The sequence below is a fragment of the Mycoplana sp. ABR4_002 genome (genome assembly GCF_056159645.1).
In genome coordinates this window covers 2,181,121-2,197,174 of the sequence record NZ_JBSWVO010000001.1, presented here as the reverse complement: position 1 = coordinate 2,197,174, position 16,054 = coordinate 2,181,121, and the positions used below count along the sequence as shown (strand labels likewise).

General features: G+C 67.2%; 16 protein-coding genes and 1 tRNA gene. 12 read left to right on the top strand and 5 right to left on the bottom strand.

The features are described 5' to 3' along the window. The first annotated feature begins 168 nt into the window (after positions 1 to 168). The 5 genes from yajC to ACXAGF_RS10630 all read left to right on the top strand — a co-directional run bounded on the left by yajC (position 169) and on the right by ACXAGF_RS10630 (position 5,021). Entirely contained in the window at positions 169 to 504 is a 336-nt protein-coding gene (yajC, locus tag ACXAGF_RS10650) for a preprotein translocase subunit YajC (RefSeq protein ID WP_475019260.1), read from the top strand. A gap of 93 nt (positions 505 to 597) precedes the next feature. After that, on the top strand, positions 598 to 3,099 hold the full coding sequence (gene secD, locus ACXAGF_RS10645) for a protein translocase subunit SecD (protein WP_475016829.1): 2,502 nt from the start codon (positions 598 to 600) through the stop codon (positions 3,097 to 3,099). Positions 3,100 to 3,101: 2 nt separating this feature from the next. Beyond that, on the top strand, positions 3,102 to 3,488 hold the full coding sequence (locus tag ACXAGF_RS10640; RefSeq protein ID WP_475019259.1) for an Mth938-like domain-containing protein: 387 nt from the start codon (positions 3,102 to 3,104) through the stop codon (positions 3,486 to 3,488). Between the two features lie 30 nt (positions 3,489 to 3,518). Then, positions 3,519 to 4,406 carry a phytoene/squalene synthase family protein gene (locus tag ACXAGF_RS10635; RefSeq protein WP_475016828.1) on the top strand — a complete coding sequence of 296 codons (888 nt, stop codon included), beginning with the start codon at positions 3,519 to 3,521 and terminating at the stop codon, positions 4,404 to 4,406. A gap of 162 nt (positions 4,407 to 4,568) precedes the next feature. Then, on the top strand, positions 4,569 to 5,021 hold the full coding sequence (locus tag ACXAGF_RS10630) for a hypothetical protein (protein ID WP_475016827.1): 453 nt from the start codon (positions 4,569 to 4,571) through the stop codon (positions 5,019 to 5,021). Between the two features lie 10 nt (positions 5,022 to 5,031). Here the strand turns inward: ACXAGF_RS10630 and trmFO are convergent, their stop codons facing one another. The 3 genes from trmFO to ACXAGF_RS10615 form a co-directional block, all read right to left on the bottom strand. Further along, complete coding sequence (trmFO, locus tag ACXAGF_RS10625) at positions 5,032 to 6,447, bottom strand: methylenetetrahydrofolate--tRNA-(uracil(54)-C(5))-methyltransferase (FADH(2)-oxidizing) TrmFO (RefSeq protein ID WP_475016826.1); 1,416 nt, start codon at positions 6,445 to 6,447, stop codon at positions 5,032 to 5,034. Between the two features lie 125 nt (positions 6,448 to 6,572). After that, positions 6,573 to 6,716 carry a DUF1127 domain-containing protein gene (locus ACXAGF_RS10620; RefSeq protein WP_475016825.1) on the bottom strand — a complete coding sequence of 48 codons (144 nt, stop codon included), beginning with the start codon at positions 6,714 to 6,716 and terminating at the stop codon, positions 6,573 to 6,575. A 312-nt stretch (positions 6,717 to 7,028) separates the two neighbouring features. Then, the gene (locus ACXAGF_RS10615; RefSeq protein ID WP_475016824.1) at positions 7,029 to 7,172 is read right to left on the bottom strand and encodes a DUF1127 domain-containing protein; all 144 of its coding nucleotides are present in this window, start codon (positions 7,170 to 7,172) and stop codon (positions 7,029 to 7,031) included. 1,105 nt (positions 7,173 to 8,277) lie between these two features. Between ACXAGF_RS10615 and ACXAGF_RS10610 the strand changes: the two genes are divergently transcribed. From ACXAGF_RS10610 to tig, 4 genes are all read left to right on the top strand, one after another. Next, a complete protein-coding gene (locus tag ACXAGF_RS10610; protein WP_475016823.1) occupies positions 8,278 to 9,387 on the top strand; it encodes a DUF2157 domain-containing protein in 1,110 nt (369 codons plus the stop codon). Next, the gene (locus tag ACXAGF_RS10605; protein ID WP_475016822.1) at positions 9,384 to 9,965 is read left to right on the top strand and encodes a GDYXXLXY domain-containing protein; all 582 of its coding nucleotides are present in this window, start codon (positions 9,384 to 9,386) and stop codon (positions 9,963 to 9,965) included. Before ACXAGF_RS10610 ends, ACXAGF_RS10605 begins: the two co-directional genes overlap by 4 nt. Before the next feature lie 162 nt (positions 9,966 to 10,127). Then, a tRNA-Leu gene (locus ACXAGF_RS10600) sits at positions 10,128 to 10,212 on the top strand. Between the two features lie 274 nt (positions 10,213 to 10,486). Next, positions 10,487 to 11,968 carry a trigger factor gene (tig, locus tag ACXAGF_RS10595; RefSeq protein WP_475016820.1) on the top strand — a complete coding sequence of 494 codons (1,482 nt, stop codon included), beginning with the start codon at positions 10,487 to 10,489 and terminating at the stop codon, positions 11,966 to 11,968. Between the two features lie 162 nt (positions 11,969 to 12,130). Here the strand turns inward: tig and znuA are convergent, their stop codons facing one another. Next, the gene (znuA, locus tag ACXAGF_RS10590; RefSeq protein ID WP_475016818.1) at positions 12,131 to 13,189 is read right to left on the bottom strand and encodes a zinc ABC transporter substrate-binding protein ZnuA; all 1,059 of its coding nucleotides are present in this window, start codon (positions 13,187 to 13,189) and stop codon (positions 12,131 to 12,133) included. A 96-nt stretch (positions 13,190 to 13,285) separates the two neighbouring features. Between znuA and ACXAGF_RS10585 the strand changes: the two genes are divergently transcribed. From ACXAGF_RS10585 to ACXAGF_RS10575, 3 genes are read left to right on the top strand one after another with little or no spacing between them, the layout of a single operon-like run. Continuing rightward, positions 13,286 to 14,227 (top strand): ATP-binding cassette domain-containing protein, encoded by a 942-nt coding sequence (locus ACXAGF_RS10585; protein ID WP_475016816.1) that lies wholly within the window; start codon positions 13,286 to 13,288, stop codon positions 14,225 to 14,227. After that, complete coding sequence (locus ACXAGF_RS10580) at positions 14,220 to 15,047, top strand: metal ABC transporter permease (RefSeq protein ID WP_475016814.1); 828 nt, start codon at positions 14,220 to 14,222, stop codon at positions 15,045 to 15,047. The genes ACXAGF_RS10585 and ACXAGF_RS10580 overlap by 8 nt, the downstream gene beginning before the upstream one ends. Next, positions 15,044 to 15,439, top strand: coding sequence for a Fur family transcriptional regulator (locus tag ACXAGF_RS10575; RefSeq protein ID WP_475016811.1), 396 nt, complete (start codon positions 15,044 to 15,046; stop codon positions 15,437 to 15,439). The genes ACXAGF_RS10580 and ACXAGF_RS10575 overlap by 4 nt, the downstream gene beginning before the upstream one ends. Positions 15,440 to 15,473: 34 nt before the next feature. Here the strand turns inward: ACXAGF_RS10575 and ACXAGF_RS10570 are convergent, their stop codons facing one another. Further along, entirely contained in the window at positions 15,474 to 16,004 is a 531-nt protein-coding gene (locus tag ACXAGF_RS10570) for a gamma carbonic anhydrase family protein (protein ID WP_475016810.1), read from the bottom strand. Positions 16,005 to 16,054: the final 50 nt, after the last annotated feature.

The window sequence follows — 16,054 nt, the reverse complement described above, 5'->3', positions numbered from 1 at the left end:
GTTCTTCCAGGCGCGGTAGCACGGCCGGGGCAGGGCGAAAAGAGAGAAATGCCTGAATTTCCGGCGGTATCCGGGCCGCGTTGTTGCATTCACGCGGCGCTTGCCTATATTCGCGCCGACTGCGTCGGGTCGTTCTTGGCCGGCGCTTCCCGTTTCGAGGAGTTTTCAATGTTCATTACCGAGGCTTTTGCCCAGACGGCGCCCGCTGCCGCACCGGGTGGTGCGGATCTGCTGATGTCGGTGCTGCCGTTCCTTCTTATTTTCGTTGTGATGTATTTCCTCATCATCCGTCCGCAGCGTACCGCGATGAAGCGGCGCGAGGAACTCCTGAAGAACATCCGCCGCGGCGATCAGGTGGTGACCGGCGGCGGCATCGTCGGCAAGGTGACCAAGGTCGTCGACGACAAGGAACTTGAAGTCGAGGTTGCCGAGGGCATCAAGCTCCGCGTCGTGCGCAGCGGCGTCTCGGAAGTTCGCGTCAAGGGCGAACCGGTCAAGGAATGATATGATCCTTGCGTCCGGCTCGGGGGCTGCAAGCCCGCCGGACGTCATCCTCGGCTTTCCTGCCCGCAGCGTGCGGGGCATTTCGAGAGTGTGATGCTGCAACCTGCCCGCTGGAAGACCGTTCTTGCTTGGCTCGCCGTCGCGGCGAGCCTTGTCGTTCTGGCGCCCGGCCTGCTGCCGGACGCGGCCCGGGCCGTGTTTCCGGCATCATCGCCGTTCGGCCGGCTGACCGCCGGTCTCGATCTGCGCGGCGGCGCCGGCCTTGTGCTCAAGGTCGAGCGAACGGATGTCGAAGCCGACCGGCTGGTCGCTGTCGTCAACGCCACCGGGCGGGCGCTGAGAGAGGCCCAGATCCCCTATGCGGGGCTTTCCGGATCGGGGCGCAGGGTTTCCGTCCGCATCACCGAGGCGGGCCGCGCCGAGGAGGCGCGCATGGTGCTTGCCGCCGCCGTCGACGGCACGCGCGTTGCCACCCAGCCGGACGGGTTGATCCGCCTTGAACTGACAGCGGAATCGATCGACCGGGCACAGGACGAGGCGGTGGCCGCCGCCGTCGAGGTGGTGCGCCGGCGGGTCCGGGAGATCGGCGGCGAGGGGGCAGAGGTCAGTCGCGAGGGACCGGATCGCATCGCGCTCCAGGTTCCGGGCTTTGCCGACCCGCAGCGTTTGAAGGACGTGTTGTCGCAACGCGGACAATTTTCCGCCCGCCTGGTCTATGACAATTCCGCCCTGCAGCAGGCGCTGGAGAACGGCGCTCCGGCCGGGACACAGGTTGCCTACACGCTTGGTGAGCCGCCGGTCGGCTATCTCGTGCGCCGGGCGAGCATCTTCACCTCCGCCGATATCGCCGCGGCCGAGGCGGTGCCGGGCGAGGACGGTGGCGCCGCGGCGGTCGCCTACCGGCTCGACCCTGACGGCACGCGCCGGCTGGCGGAGGCAATGGCCGGCAATTTCGGGCGCACGATCGCCCTCCTGCTCGACGACCAGGTGCTGACGGCCTTTGTCGTGTTCTCGCCGGACACCGACGGCCGCGGCGAGATTTCCGGTGACTTTGACGCGCAGGGGGCGGCCAACCTCGCCGCCGTGCTGCGCAGCGGCGCGCTGCCGGCCGCGCTGACGGTGGTCGAGGAACGCTCTATCGAGCCCGTGCTCGGCCGCGATTCGGCGCGCTCGGCGCTCGTCGCCGTCACCGTCGCCGGCATTGCCGTGACCCTCTTCATGGTCGGCTGGTACGGTGCCTTCGGCGCCATTTCCGCGATCGCGCTGGTGTTCAACCTCCTGCTGGTTCTTGCCGTCGTCGCGCTGACGGGCACGGTGATGACGCTGCCGGGCATGGCCGGCATGGTGCTGACGATCGGCATGGCCGTCGATTCCAACGTGCTGATCTTCGAGCGCATGCGCGAGGAGGCGGAGGCCGGCCGCCGCCTGCCGGATGCGCTCGCAGCCGGTTTTTCGCGCGCCTTCGCGCCGGTGGCGGACGCCGGGGCGACGACGATGGTCGCCGTCCTGGTCCTGTATTTCCTCGGTTCGGGACCGATGCGCAGTTTCGCCGTCATCGTCGGCATCGGTCTCGTCACCACCGTCTTCGTCACGTTCACGCTGACCCGCTGGCTCGCCTGGCGCTGGGTCTCCTGGCGGGGCCTGTCGCGCCTGCCGAGAAGCATTCGCACCGGCCTGTTCGGCGGCCTGCACCTGCGCTTCATGGCGATCCGCAACTATGTCTTCTCGGCGAACGCGCTGGTGTCGATCGGCGTGGTGTTGCTCTTGCTGGTGAACGGGCTGAACCTCGGCATCGACTTCACCGGCGGCTCGCTGCTCCAGGTTCGGGCGAGAGAGGGCGTGGCCGATGCGGCATCGATCGCCGGACGGCTGGAGGAGGCCAATCTCGGCGACGTCGTCGTGCGTGCCGGACAGGATCCGGCGAGTGCCACGATCCGGATTCCGCCGCAAGGCGGCGGCGAAAACGCCGAGCAGACCTCGGCGCTGGTCGCGCGCGCCGAGCTCGAGGCCGACTACGACATCCGCAGGGTCGAGGTCGTCGGTCCCTCGGTATCCGGTGATCTGACCGCAGCGGCGACGCTCGGCATGATCGCGGCGATCCTGATGCTCGTCGCCTATGTCTGGATCCGGTTCGAGTGGCAGTTCGCGGTGGGGGCGGTCGTCGCCACCCTGCACGACCTTCTCTTGACGGTCGGCCTCTTCGCGCTGTCCCGGATGGAGTTCAACATCGGCAGTGTCGCCGCGCTTCTGACCATCGCCGGCTATTCGCTGAACGACACGATCGTCGTCTACGACCGGATCCGCGAGAGCCTGCGCCGGTTCCGCCAGATGCCGTTGCCGCTTCTGATCGATGCGGCGATCAGCCAGACGCTGTCGCGCACCGTGCTGACGGCCGCAACCACACTGATCGCGCTCGCCGCGCTCGCACTCTTCGGCGGCGACGTCATCCGGGCCTTTGCCGTGACGATGTTCTTCGGCATTGCGGTCGGCACCTTCTCTTCTATCTATATTGCCGGGCCTGTCCTGATCCTGTTCGGGCTCAGGCCTGAACGCTACCGTCCAGGGGCGAGCGGACGTCCGGCAGAAAAGGCATGACCATGGCCAAGGGCATCGAAATCCGACAGGCGCATTTTCCCGGGCGTGCGCCCATCGACGCCTATGGCAACGGCGGCTTCCGTTTCGCCGACATGTCGCATCGCGGCTCCGTGCTGTGCCTGCCCTCGGGCATCTATGGCTGGGACAGGCAGGATGCGCAGGGCCTGGGCGCGGCCGACCTCGAGCGCGTGCTCGCCGAAGCGGAACAGATCGAGGTTTTGCTCATCGGCACCGGTTTGGAGATCAGGCCGCTGTCCAGCGATCTGCGCGCGGTCCTGCGTGAGCACCGCATCAGGTCGGATCCCATGTCGACCGGCGCGGCGGTGCGCACCTTCAACGTCATGCTGGCCGAATCGCGTGCGGTTGCGGCCGCACTGATCGCGGTCTAGGCCGCGTTGGGCGACATCCGGGCGAACTCCATGCAACAGGATCATCCAGTCGAAGGGCACCAGACGAGGCCTCCCGCCGAGGCGGCCTACGCCCATTGCCTTGCGGCCTTGCGCGATACCGACCGCGACCGCTACCTGGCCTGCCTGCTCGCCCCCGAGGACAAGCGTGGGGCGCTGGCCGCGCTCTATGCCTTCAACGCCGAAATCGCGCGAATCCGCGACGTCGTGCACGAGCCGTTGCCGGGCGAGATCCGCCTGCAGTGGTGGCGCGATACGCTGGAGGGGCGCGGCGAGGGCGATGCGGGCGCCAATCCACTGGCCGCGGGGCTGCTGCGCTGCGTCTCCGAGCACAGACTTCCCGTAGCCGTACTGACCGACATGATCGAGGCGCGCATCTTCGACCTCTATGACGATCCGATGCCGGACCGCGGCGCGCTGGAGGGATATGCCGGAGAGACCGCATCGGCACTCGTCCAGTTGGCGAGCCTCGTTCTCGATCCGGCCGGCGCCGCGCAGACCGCGGACGCCGCCGGCCATGCGGGCGTCGCCCAGGCCGTTGCCGGCATGCTGATGCTGTTGCCGCTGCATCGCCGCCGCGGCCAGGTCTACATCCCCGGCGACCTCCTGGCCGCCACCGGGCTCGGCGCCGAGGGCCTGCTGGCCGGCAAGGACCGAGAACGCGCCGCCCGCACCGTCGAGGCGTTTGCCGGCCTCGGCCGCGAGCACCTGCGAAAGGCGCGCGCTGCGGCCGCGATCGCGCCGGGCAACCGCGCCGCCTTTCTTCCGGTCGCGATCACGCCGCATGTCTTCGACCTCGCGGAGAAGGCAGGCGCGGATGCGCTGGAGAAGGCGGTCGTGCCGGCGCAGTGGCGCCGGCAGTGGTGGATGTGGCGCGCGCTGCGCACCGGCCGTTTCTGACGCCGCCGGCCAGCCGCGCGCCCGTTGTCACCGGCGTGCCGCAGTGTCCCGCCGCAACAGCCATGCTGCGATTTCCCGGCCCGGTCGCACGCCACGTCAAACTGGCGCAAGCCAAGCGGTCTAGACTGCCCTATCCGATGCGCGTTCCCCGGGGAAGCAAACATGATCTGGACCATCGTCATCGCCTGCCTCTTTCTCGCCGGCGTCATCTTCATGCGGGCCCAGCGGCGCGATGAGGGGCCGCAAACGGAGAGCGACACGGGGGCAGCGATCCTCGAGTTCGGCCGGGCCTTTCCAAACGAGGCGATTCGCGAGGTGATCAGCACGGCTGCCGGCGACGGCGTGTTCCTGCGCCTGCACGACGGCCGGGTCGGCTGCATGCGGGCCCGCGGCCAGCATTTCGTCAGCCATCTGATCGAGCCGGGTGGTGTGCGGGTTCATAACAGCGCCAGCGGCCGCGGCGTGAGCCTGGAGTTCGTGGATCACCCGCACGAGAACGGCAATTTCGAGTTCCGCACCAGCGGCGAGGCGGCCGAGGTGTCGCTTTGGCTGCTCGGCAGCCTGCTGCCGGCGGCCGACCTCGACGAATCGCCGGCCGGCTACGCCGAGCGCTGATGCGCGGGCCTCACGCGGAGGCCTGCAGCCACTGCCGGCAGGCTTCCAGCGCCCGCGCCGCTGTGGCCTGCTTCTTGGCCAGGGCCTTTTCCTTGCCGCGGAACCGCTTCACCCCCTCCGGTCTTGCTATCGCGCCCGGCTCGAGCTCCGGAAACAGTCCGAAATTGATGTTCATCGGCTGGAACGAGCGCTTGCCGGGCTCGTCGTCGGAAACGATGTGGCCGCCGGTGATGTGGTTCAGCAAAGCGCCGAAGGCGGTCGTCTCCGGCGGCAGCGCCGGCGTCGTGCCGCGGCGTTCGGCGGCGGCGAAGCGCCCGGCCAGCAAACCGATGCTGGCGCTTTCGACATAGCCCTCGCAGCCGGTGATCTGGCCGGCGAAGCGCAGGCCCGGCCGGCCCTTCAGCGTCAGCGTGCGGTCGAGCAGGATCGGTGACTGCAGGTAGGTGTTGCGGTGCAATCCACCGAGCCGGGCGAACTCGGCGTCCTGAAGCCCGGGGATCATCCGGAACACCTCGCCCTGGGCGCCGTATTTCAGCTTCGTCTGGAAGCCGACCATATTGTAGAGCGTGCCGAGCGCGTTGTCCTGGCGCAACTGCACCACCGCGTACGGCTTGACGGTCGGGTTGTGCGCGTTGGTCAGGCCCATCGGCTTCATCGGCCCGTGGCGCAGCGTCTCGCGCCCGCGCTCGGCCATCACCTCGATCGGCAGGCAACCGTCGAAGTAGGGCGTGCCCTCCCACTCCTTGAAGCCGCCGGTGTCGGCGGCGAGCAGGGCGTCGATGAAGGCGTTGTACTGCGCCTCGTCCATCGGGCAGTTGATGTAGTCCTTGCCGGTGCCGCCGGGGCCGACCTTGTCGTAGCGCGACTGGTACCAGCAGACGTCCATGTCGATCGAATGGGTGTGGACGATCGGTGCGATCGCGTCGAAGAAGGCGAGCGAGTCGGCGCCGGTGCGATTGCGGATCGCCTCGGCCAGGCCGGGCGCCGTCAGCGGCCCGGTGGCGATGACCACCTGGTCCCACTCTTCCGGCGGCAGCGCGGTGATTTCCTCGCGGACCACGGTGATCAGCGGGTGGCCCTCGATCGCGGCCGTCACCGCGGCGGAAAAGCCCTCGCGGTCGACCGCCAGCGCACCGCCGGCCGGCACCTGGTTGGCGTCGCCCGCGCGCATGATCAGCGAATTGGCGAGCCGCATCTCGGCGTGCAGCACGCCGACGGCATTGCTGGTGGCGTCGTCGGAGCGGAAGGAGTTGGAACAGACCAGTTCGGCCAGGCCGTCGGTCTTGTGGGCATCGGTGCCGCGCACGCCGCGCATCTCGTGCAGGATCACCGGGATGCCGCTCTCGGCGATCTGCCACGCGGCTTCGCTGCCGGCAAGGCCACCGCCGACGACATGGATGGGGGAGAGGGAAGTGGTATTCGTCATGGGCGGGTGCATATCACGCTGCCGGGGCGGTTCCAATCGCCGGAATCAAAAACGGCACCGGATGGTGCCGTTTGAAGTCTCCTCGCGCGTTTCCGTTTCCGGCCGCTGCGTCGGAAATCGGCTGCTTAGCGGAACGAGCGGGCCGCGATGTTGCGGATGTCGTGCCGGGTCAGGCCGATGTCGGACAGCGTGTGGTTGGACAGGTTGCCGAGCTCGTTGAGGGTGCGGCGGTAGCTGATCCAGTTCTTGGCAATGCGGATCGGGTTCATGGTCATCTCTCCGATGGGGTTGACCGGGACTTCCTCGTCCTCGGTTGTTGAGGCTTATCTACGCCTCTTCCCGGTCAATGTGCAGTGCAAAGAAAATGCAGCTGCCATGCATTTGTGCATTGCGATGAGTAATTTAAGGGCAGTGGACCGGCGCGACCCGGGCATGCCGCTTGCGTAGGCAGATTGCCGGGTTCTCGTGGCTCGGCATGCGCGAGGCGGTGGGCTCGCTTCTATGCGGCAGGCAAAAAAAGAAAACGCCCCCCGGATGTTTCCGGAAGGCGTTTTTTCGATCCCGTCGGGACCGATGCCGGGTTACTTTACGGCCTGGCGGGCGACGTACGGGATGTCCGAACGGCCGATGCCGAGATCGTTCAGTTCGCGGTCGCTCATGCGGCCGAGTTCGGTGACGGTCTGGCGGTACTTGCGCCAATTGTTGAACGAGCGTGCAAGGTTCATGTCTGACCCCTTTCCTGGGTGTTGCGGTCGGCTGCCGCGGTGCGGCGCCGGCCCTCATCTGATGACCGGAATATAGGCCGCGAGCCGGAGCATTTACAGAGATAAAGCCGAATGGCAGTCATGCGATTTGCGCATGTCAAGTAAAAAAATCGGCAAAAATCTGACCAAAATCGCGCCACCAGAAGGCTGGCGGCGGCGAGCTATGCTTGATTGATGCTGCAAAGCAAAACGCCCGCCGGGGGAGGAGGTCCGGCGGGCGTCGATCCTGATTGGCAACTGGGAGGAGGATGTCGCCAATCGCGTCGGGTTTCGCTGGGAGGAGGAGTGCGTCGCCCGACTGATGAATCACAATATAAGGACGGCGCGGCTGCGGTTGAAGGGCAGGTGGCGAATACCACGCATGCATAAACGCAAGGGCTGCCTGGTCAGGGCGCGGGGAGTGCCGAAAATTTGAGCATTTCCTGCGTTAAATCAGGAGGATGGCGCATTCACCGTCGCATGTCGCCGCGTTCCGGCCGCACAGTCATGCGCAAACAATAACGCCCGCCGGGGGAGGAGATCCGGCGGGCGTCATTTGAAGTGATTGGCAACTGGGAGGAGGAGTGTTGCCAATCGTATCGGAGAGGCGCTGGGAGGAGGAGTGCGCCGCTCCGAATTCTGTCGGCCGCCTGTCGGCTACCGGGCCTTTCCGGACGGTCATGTCCGGGTGGCTGGCCAGTGCCACCTCGCCGCCGCTTCCGGTCGCCACGCTTTACATCGGCGCCCTGGTTTTCTGCGGCTTCGGATCATTCCCGATCCGATGACTTCAATATAGTACGACAATTTGCTTTTGTGCAGTGCAATATGAACATGTTTGATATGCGCGTGGCGCATGTCGTGGCCGGTGGCTGGTTTTCCTGCCGTGGGGCGGGGTTTCGGCAGTAAATGTTGGCGCCGGGGCAGGGTTTCAAGCGTTGGCCGGGGCAAATTCGACAAACTTGAGCGGAAACTGGATGTTTTCGCGTCAATTCCCTGCTGTTGTGCGGCGCGCCGCTTGCGCGCTAGTTTTCCTTGACAGTGTTGTGAATCGGTTGGGCGGCGAGGGCCGCTACGGAGGGCGACGGCGATGTATCGTGGCCGGTTGGAGCGGGATCTGAACGCCTGGGCGGCGAAGGGGTTGATCGACCAGGGCACCGCCGCGCGGCTGCTCGCCGACTTCGACCGGCGAGAAAGCGCGTTCAGCCTCGGGCGGGTGCTGATGATCATCGCGGCGTTGCTCATGGGGGGCGCGGTCCTGCTGCTGATCGCCGCGAACTGGCCGGCGATCCCGCGGCTGACCCGGCTGGTCGGCATCGTCGCGCTGGTCTGGATGGCCTGTGTCACCGCGGCCTTGTTGCGCGGGCGCGGCGCCACACGCCTGTCGGAGGCGGTGCTGGTGACCGCCATTCTCTTCTTCGGCGCGGCGATCGCGCTGGTGGGGCAGATGTATCAACTGTCCGGCGAGGCGACCGAGGCGGCGCTGACGTGGTTCGGCGGGGCCGTGGCCACGGCCGTTCTGTTCCGCTCGCCGGCGGCCGCCGCCATGAGCGGCGTGCTGGCCTTCGTGGCCGCCGGCGCCGACCTGTCCAGCCATTTCGGCGTCGGCGGCGGGCCGATGCTGTGGCTGATGCCGGCGATGGCGCTGCTGGTGATCGGGCTTGCGCGCTTCGCCGGCGCCGGGCGGGCGCGCCACCTCGGCTATCTGCTGCTGCTTTTTTGGGTTCTCCGGCTCTATCTGGACCATGACACGCCACTGGCCGGCGCGGCCATCGCCGCGGCCGGTGCCGTCTGCTATCTGCTCGCCACCCTGCGGGGTTCACCGCTGCGGCCGCTGGCACAGGGCGCCGGCGCCGCTCCGGCCTTCTACGCCTTCCTGCTGCTGCTGCTCGGCCTTGGCGTCCTGCATTTCGAGGCCGGCGACGGCGTGGAGCGACTGCTGCTCGGCATCGCCACGCTCGCCGCGGCGATCGGCGGCATCGTGCTGTCCGGCCGCGACAACGGCGCGGTCCGCTACCTGGCCTACGGCACCTTCGCCATCGAGTCGCTCTACCTGGCCTCGGAAACGCTGGGGTCCATTTTGGGCACTTCCGGCTTCTTCCTCGTCTCGGGGCTGGTGGTGGCGGCGATCGCCTGGCTTGTGATCCGTCTGGAGCGGCGATTGTCCTTCCACGGCGGCGAAGGGGAGGCAGGACGATGAGTGCGGCCTCCTCGCTTCTCCGTCTGCCGCCGATGCTGGCTGCCGTCCTCGTCGCGCTGCTGCAGACCGCCATCCTCGGCTACATGGTCGAGAGCCGCGCCGCGATCCTGCGCGATGGCGCCGAGGTGCGGATCAGGACCGCGCCGGTCGACCCGCGCGACCTGCTCAGGGGCGACTACGTCACGCTCGGCTACCCGATCTCGACGATCGACCAGGGGATCATGGTCGGCGACGGGCCTGCGACTTCCGGCCGGCGGTCGCTGTGGGTCCGGCTGGTCCCGGGCGCGGACGGGTTGTGGACCGCCGGCGAGGCGTCCTTCGAGCCTTTGCCGCCGCGGTCCGGCAGCGTCGTCGCGCGGACCTTGCCCTTCCATTTCAACGGCGCCGTTCCCGGGCGGTTGACGGTCTCCTACGGCATCGAGCGCTACTACGTGCCGGAGGGCGAGGGCAGGGTGCTGGAGGAGGCACGCAACGCCGAGGAACTCGAGGTGGTCGCCAGGGTGTCGCCGTCCGGGCAGATGCAGATCCGCCAGATTCTGCTGCGCGGCGAGCCGGTTCACGACGAGCCGCTCTATTGAGCCGGCGACGGGCTGCGACGGTCGAACGGAGGCGCCACAGGCCTGCAAAGGACCACATTTTTCCTTTGATACCTGCGGAACGGGTGTTATAGAGACGCCGCGCTCGGAAGGCGCGCCCGGTCGGGCGCGGGACGGCGAGACCGCTGATGCGGCTTTCTGAACGCGGGTATGGTGAAATTGGTAGACACGCCAGATTTAGGTTCTGGTGCCGCAAGGCGTGGGAGTTCAAGTCTCTCTACCCGCACCAGAAGATCCTGGCTGGCAGATCTTGCCACGCCTGGCGGAAATGGGGTCCGGCCGGCAGGCTTTCGAGGAAGCGCTGGGCAGGGATCTGGAATGGGCGGGTGAGGCTCCATCGAAGCGCTTTCGACGGGACGGATCACGCGCCGTCGCGCCATTTTGCTTGCCAAAAGGCCACCGATAACAGTAAAGCCACTCCCGGCAAATGGACCCGGAGGGGTGCTCGCCGATAGAGCCGGTTTACCGGCCGGGCACCGCCATATCGAAATGAAGGTTTGAACATGCAGGTAATCGAAACGCTCGCTGAAGGGCTGAAGCGCGAACTCAAGATCGTCATCCCGGCCCAGGACATGGAAGCTCAGATGAACGAACGCCTGGCGGAAGCCAAGGACCGCGTTCGCATCAACGGGTTCCGTCCGGGCAAGGTCCCGGTCGCCCACCTGAAGAAGGTCTACGGCAAGTCGATCATGGCCGATCTCGTCAACGAGATCATCCGCGAGAAGCCGACCGCGATCCTCTCCGAGCGCGGCGAAAAATCGGCGACCCAGCCCGAGATCGCGATGACCGAGGACCAGGTCCAGGCCGAAAAGATCCTCGCCGCCGAGGCGGACCTCGAATTCACCCTGTCCTATGAAGTCATCCCGGCGATCGAGCTGAAGGACGCCACCGGCATCAAGGTCACCCGCGAAGTGGTCGACATTCCCGAGACCGAAGTCGACGAGCAGATCCTGAAGATTGCCGAGAGCGCCCGCACCTACGAGACCAAGAAGGGCAAGGCCGCCGAAGGCGACCGCGTCACCATGGACTATCTCGGCAAGGTCGATGGCGAGGCGTTCGAGGGCGGCAAGGACGAGGACGCCGAGCTGGTGATCGGCTCCAACCGCTTCATCCCCGGCTTCGAGGACCAGCTCGTCGGCGTCAAGGCCGGTGACGAAAAGGTCATCACCGTGAACTTCCCGGCCGACTACCCGGCTGCGCACCTTGCCGGCAAGGAAGCGACCTTCGACATCAAGGTCAAGGACGTCGCCGCTCCGGCCGAGTTGACCATCGACGACGAGCTCGCCAAGAAGCTCGGCCTCGAATCGGTCGACCGCCTGCGCGAAGTCGTCCGCGGCCAGATCGAGAGCCAGTTCGGCTCGCTCACCCGCCAGAAGGTCAAGCGGCAGATCCTCGACCAGCTGGACGAGATGTACCAGTTCGACACGCCGCAGCGCCTGGTCGACGCCGAGTTCGAGAACATCTGGCGGCAGATCAACACCGACCTGCAGCAGGCCGGCAAGACCTTTGCTGACGAGGACACGACCGAAGAGGAAGCGCGCGAGGAATACCGCAAGCTCGCCGAGCGTCGCGTCCGCCTTGGCCTCGTTCTTTCCGAGATCGGCGAGAAGGCCGGCGTCGAGGTGAGCGACGAGGAAATGCAGCGCTCGCTGTTCGAGCAGCTGCGCCAGTTCCCCGGCCAGGAAAAGCAGATCCTTGACTACTTCCGCAAGACGCCTGGCGCCTCCGCCTCGCTGCGCGCGCCGCTGTTCGAGGAGAAGGTCGTCGACCACCTGCTCGGCCAGATCGACGTGACGGACAAGACCGTGTCGAAGGAAGAGCTGCTCGCTGACGACGAGGCCGAGGAAGGCAAGCCCGAGGCCAAGAAGGCTGCGCCGAAGAAGAAGGCTGCCGCCAAGGCCGAGGCCGCCGAAGGCGAGGAAGCCGCCGCTCCGAAGAAGAAGGCTCCGGCCAAGAAGAAGGCTGCGGACGAGAGCGCCGAGTAAGCCGTTTCTACCAACGCACGCACATGCAAAAGGCCGCCTCGCAAGGCGGCCTTTTTGTTGGGCGGTGTCACCGTCTGGCGGGCGTGCCGCCTATGCCGCGGCAGCGCGAACCCCGCCAGCGGCAGGGTTCGCCCGCCTTGCCGCTGGCAGAGACGGCCTCGGTCAACTGCCGGAGCCGAGGCACTCCTTCAGCGAGGTGGCGATCGAGCGCATCAGGTCGGCGTAGAGGCCGGGCCCCTGCTCGAGCGTTGCGCCTTCCGGATCCAGCACGCCCGACTTGGCCCCGGTTCCCTCCAGTACGACATTAACCAGTTTCGGTTCGAACTGCGGTTCGGCAAAGACGCATGTAGCGTCGAGTTCGCCGACCTTCTGGCGGATCTGCGACAGGCGTTCTGCGCCGGGCATTGTTTCCGGGCTGACGGTGATCGAGCCGGCTACCGACACGCCGTACCGCTTTTCGAAGTACTGGTAGGCGTCGTGGAAGACGATGAACGGCTTGTCCTTTACCGGTGCGAGGGTCGCGGTGATCTCTGCGTCCAGCGCATCGATGTTGGCGTCGAGCGCGGCGAGGTTCGCCTTGTAGGTGACCGCATTGGCCGGATCCTTCTCCGAGAGCGCTTCTTCGATCGCTCGCGCCATCGCCTTGGCGTTCACCGGATCGAGCCAAAGGTGCAGGTCGTAGCCGCCCTCGCTTTCGTGCGCCTGCCCGTCATGGTGCGCGTGCCCGTCATGGCCGGCGTGGTCATGGCTTGCATGGTCCGCCTCTTGGTGATCATCGCCTGTCTTGCCATCCGCGTGGTCGCCTTCGTGGGTATGGCCAGGGGCTTCGCCCTCGTGCGCGTGATCGTGCCCTTCGAACGGGCCGCCTTCGCGAAACTTGAGCTTCTCCAGTCCGGGCGCATCCTCTAGCTCGACGACCGTCGCCTGGCCGCCGAGCGCCTCGATCGGCTTTTCCAGGAAGGCCTCGAGGCCGTGACCGACCCAGAAGACGAGGTCGGCCTGCTGCAGCGCCGCGGCGTTCGATGGCTTGAGCGCGTAAGTGTGCGGTGACGCTGCGCCGTCGACGATCAGGCCCGGTTCGCCGACGCCTTGCATGATCGAGGCGACCAGCGCATGGACCGGCTTGATCGAGACGACGACATTCGGTGCCTCGGCCATAGCGGTGCCGGCGACACCGGCGAGCAGGGCGGTTGACAGGAGCAGGGTGGACGCAAGCCTCATCGCGGGGATCTCCGTTGTGTAATGTTATTACATGCGTTGCGTTATGCTATAACGTGTGCCATAGCAAGGGGCAATCGAGTTCCGGACGACTTTCAGATGCTGCAGAGAAGTGATCAGAGCCCGCCGCCCATCGTGACGCTGTCGGCCGCCGGCGTGCAGCGGCAGGGCCGCTGGCTGGTGCGCGGCGTCGACTTTTCGATCTCGCGTGGCGAGATCGTCACGCTGATCGGCCCGAACGGTTCCGGCAAATCGACGACCGCGAAGATGGCGATCGGGCTGAGCCGGCCGGACGAGGGCGTGGTGACGCGCCTTCCCAGTCTCAAGGTCGGCTATGTGCCGCAGAAGCTCGCCATCGACTGGACCATGCCGCTGACCGTCGACCGGCTGATGACGCTGACTTCGCCGCTGACTGGCCGCGAGATCGACGCGGCACTGGAGGCGACCGGGATCCGGCATCTCGCACGCGCGGAAGTGCAGCACCTGTCCGGCGGCGAGTTCCAGCGTGCGCTGCTGGCGCGGGCGATCGCGCGCAAGCCGGACCTGCTCGTGCTCGACGAGCCGGTGCAGGGCGTTGATTTCGCCGGCGAGATCGCGCTCTACGACCTGATCAAGACGATCCGCAATACGACCGGTTGCGGCATCCTTTTGATTTCTCACGATCTGCACGTCGTCATGGCGGAAACCGATACCGTCATCTGCCTGAACGGCCACGTTTGTTGCCGCGGCACGCCGGAAGCCGTCAGCCGCAGCCCGGAGTACCTGCGCCTGTTCGGCGCGCGCGCCAGCCAGACGCTCGCCTTCTACAGCCACCACCACGACCACACCCATCTTCCCGACGGCCGCGTGCTGCACGCCGACGGCAGCGTCACCGACCATTGCCACCCGGCCGACGGCCACCACCACGGCGACAGCTTGCCGGCCGGCCGGGCCGGGCCGATGCGGATCGGCCACCAGCACGGGCCCGGCTGCGGCTGCGGAGAGGATGGCGGCGCTGCCGCGGGCGCAGACCAGACACCGCAGGAGCGGCGCGATGCTTGACGACTTCTTCACCCGCGCGCTGCTCGCCGGCATCGGCCTGGCGCTGACGACCGGCCCGCTCGGCTGCTTCGTCGTGTGGCGGCGCATGGCCTATTTCGGCGACACCATGGCCCATTCGGCGCTGCTCGGCGTGGCGCTGTCGCTGCTGTTCCAGCTCAACCTGGCGATCAGCGTGTTCGTGGTCGCCGCCATCGTGTCGCTGGCGCTGCTGCTGCTGCAGCGGCGCGGGTCGCTGTCGACCGACGCGCTGCTCGGCATCCTGTCGCACGCGACGCTGGCGACCGGCCTGGTCATCGTCTCGTTCATGACCTGGGTGCGCATCGACCTGGTCGGCTTCCTGTTCGGCGACATCCTCGCCGTCACCCCAGCCGACGTCAGCTTGGTCTGGGGCGGCGGCATCCTCGTGCTGCTGGCGATCGTCTACCTGTGGCGGCCGCTGATCGCCTCGACCGTCAATCCCGAACTGGCCGCGGCCGAGGGGCTGCAGCCGGAGCGGGCGCAGCTCGCCTTCATGCTGCTGATGGCGCTGGTGATCGCGATCGCGATGAAGGTCGTCGGCATCCTGCTGATCACCGCGCTCCTGATCATTCCGGCGGCGACCGCGCGGCGCTTCTCCTCGAGCCCGGAGATCATGGCGGTGCTGGCCTCGCTGCTCGGCGCGGTGGCCGTCGCCGGCGGCCTGTTCGGTTCGCTCGAGTTCGACACGCCGTCCGGCCCGTCGATCGTGGTGGCCGCGCTGGTCCTCTTCGTTTTGAGCCTGCTGTCGCCGCGCGGCGGCGGGCAGGGCGCGACGGCGCAGAGCGGAGGGCCGAGCCGATGACAACCCCGTCACTGACCCGCAACCAGGCGCTGGTGCTGGGCGCGCTGTCCCGGGCCGAGGCGCCGCTCAGCGCCTACACCATCCTCGACCAGCTGCGCGAGGACGGCTTTCGGGCGCCGCTTCAGGTCTACCGCGCCCTTGAAAAGCTCCTGGAGTTCGGTCTCGTCCACCGGCTCGAGAGCCTCAACGCCTTCGTCGCCTGCGCCCACCCCGACGCGGACTGCTGCAGCCACGGCATCACCGCCTTCACCATCTGCGAAAGCTGCGGCAAGGTTACCGAGTTCCACGATCACCTGATCGAGGAGCGGCTGGCCGCATTTGCCGCCGACCACGGCTTCCGCCCGGGCAAGACGACGATCGAGATCCGCGGCCGCTGCGCCGGCTGCGCCTGACAGGGCGTCGGCATCCGACCCCGGAACCCGTCCGTCAGTCGAGCCGCCGCAGTTCGGCCTTGAAACGCTTCCAGTTGCGCACATAGCCGGCGGCGGACTTTTCCAGCCCGGCGACAGCCGCCGCGTCAAGCGTGCGGATGGCGCGCGCCGGCGCGCCGACGATCAGCGAGTTGTCCGGGAAGACCTTGCCCTCGGTCACCAGCGCATTGGCGCCGACCAGGCAATTCTTGCCGATCACCGCGCCGTTGAGGATCGTCGCGCCCATGCCGACCAGCGAATTGTCGCCGATGGTGCAGCCATGGATGATTGCGCGGTGGCCGATGGTGCATCCGGCGCCGATCGTCACCGGCTTGCCGGGGTCGGTGTGGATGACGGTACCCTCCTGGATGTTGGTGCCCGCGCCGAGCGTGATCGGCTCGTTGTCGCCGCGCAGGACCGCGCCGAACCAGATGCCGACGTCTTCGCCGACCACGACATCACCGATCACCTGGGCGTCCGGGGCCACCCAGTAGCGGTCGTCGGCGGGAAGGGCGGGCGCGCGGCTGCCGAGCGCATAGAGCGGCATGAAAATCTCCTCGAATCAAGCGGCGGGGCCGGGCCCCGATTCTGTCCGCA

Bases quoted from the DNA above. Each gene is read 5' to 3' on its own strand.
- yajC (WP_475019260.1), top strand. From the start codon at position 169: ATGTTCATTACCGAGGCTTTTGCCCAGACGGCGCCCGCTGCCGCACCG.
- secD (WP_475016829.1), top strand. From the start codon at position 598: ATGCTGCAACCTGCCCGCTGGAAGACCGTTCTTGCTTGGCTCGCCGTC.
- ACXAGF_RS10640 (WP_475019259.1), top strand. From the start codon at position 3,102: ATGGCCAAGGGCATCGAAATCCGACAGGCGCATTTTCCCGGGCGTGCG.
- ACXAGF_RS10635 (WP_475016828.1), top strand. From the start codon at position 3,519: ATGCAACAGGATCATCCAGTCGAAGGGCACCAGACGAGGCCTCCCGCC.
- ACXAGF_RS10630 (WP_475016827.1), top strand. From the start codon at position 4,569: ATGATCTGGACCATCGTCATCGCCTGCCTCTTTCTCGCCGGCGTCATC.
- trmFO (WP_475016826.1), bottom strand. From the start codon at position 6,447: ATGACGAATACCACTTCCCTCTCCCCCATCCATGTCGTCGGCGGTGGC.
- ACXAGF_RS10620 (WP_475016825.1), bottom strand. From the start codon at position 6,716: ATGAACCCGATCCGCATTGCCAAGAACTGGATCAGCTACCGCCGCACC.
- ACXAGF_RS10615 (WP_475016824.1), bottom strand. From the start codon at position 7,172: ATGAACCTTGCACGCTCGTTCAACAATTGGCGCAAGTACCGCCAGACC.
- ACXAGF_RS10610 (WP_475016823.1), top strand. From the start codon at position 8,278: ATGTATCGTGGCCGGTTGGAGCGGGATCTGAACGCCTGGGCGGCGAAG.
- ACXAGF_RS10605 (WP_475016822.1), top strand. From the start codon at position 9,384: ATGAGTGCGGCCTCCTCGCTTCTCCGTCTGCCGCCGATGCTGGCTGCC.
- tig (WP_475016820.1), top strand. From the start codon at position 10,487: ATGCAGGTAATCGAAACGCTCGCTGAAGGGCTGAAGCGCGAACTCAAG.
- znuA (WP_475016818.1), bottom strand. From the start codon at position 13,189: ATGAGGCTTGCGTCCACCCTGCTCCTGTCAACCGCCCTGCTCGCCGGT.
- ACXAGF_RS10585 (WP_475016816.1), top strand. From the start codon at position 13,286: ATGCTGCAGAGAAGTGATCAGAGCCCGCCGCCCATCGTGACGCTGTCG.
- ACXAGF_RS10580 (WP_475016814.1), top strand. From the start codon at position 14,220: ATGCTTGACGACTTCTTCACCCGCGCGCTGCTCGCCGGCATCGGCCTG.
- ACXAGF_RS10575 (WP_475016811.1), top strand. From the start codon at position 15,044: ATGACAACCCCGTCACTGACCCGCAACCAGGCGCTGGTGCTGGGCGCG.
- ACXAGF_RS10570 (WP_475016810.1), bottom strand. From the start codon at position 16,004: ATGCCGCTCTATGCGCTCGGCAGCCGCGCGCCCGCCCTTCCCGCCGAC.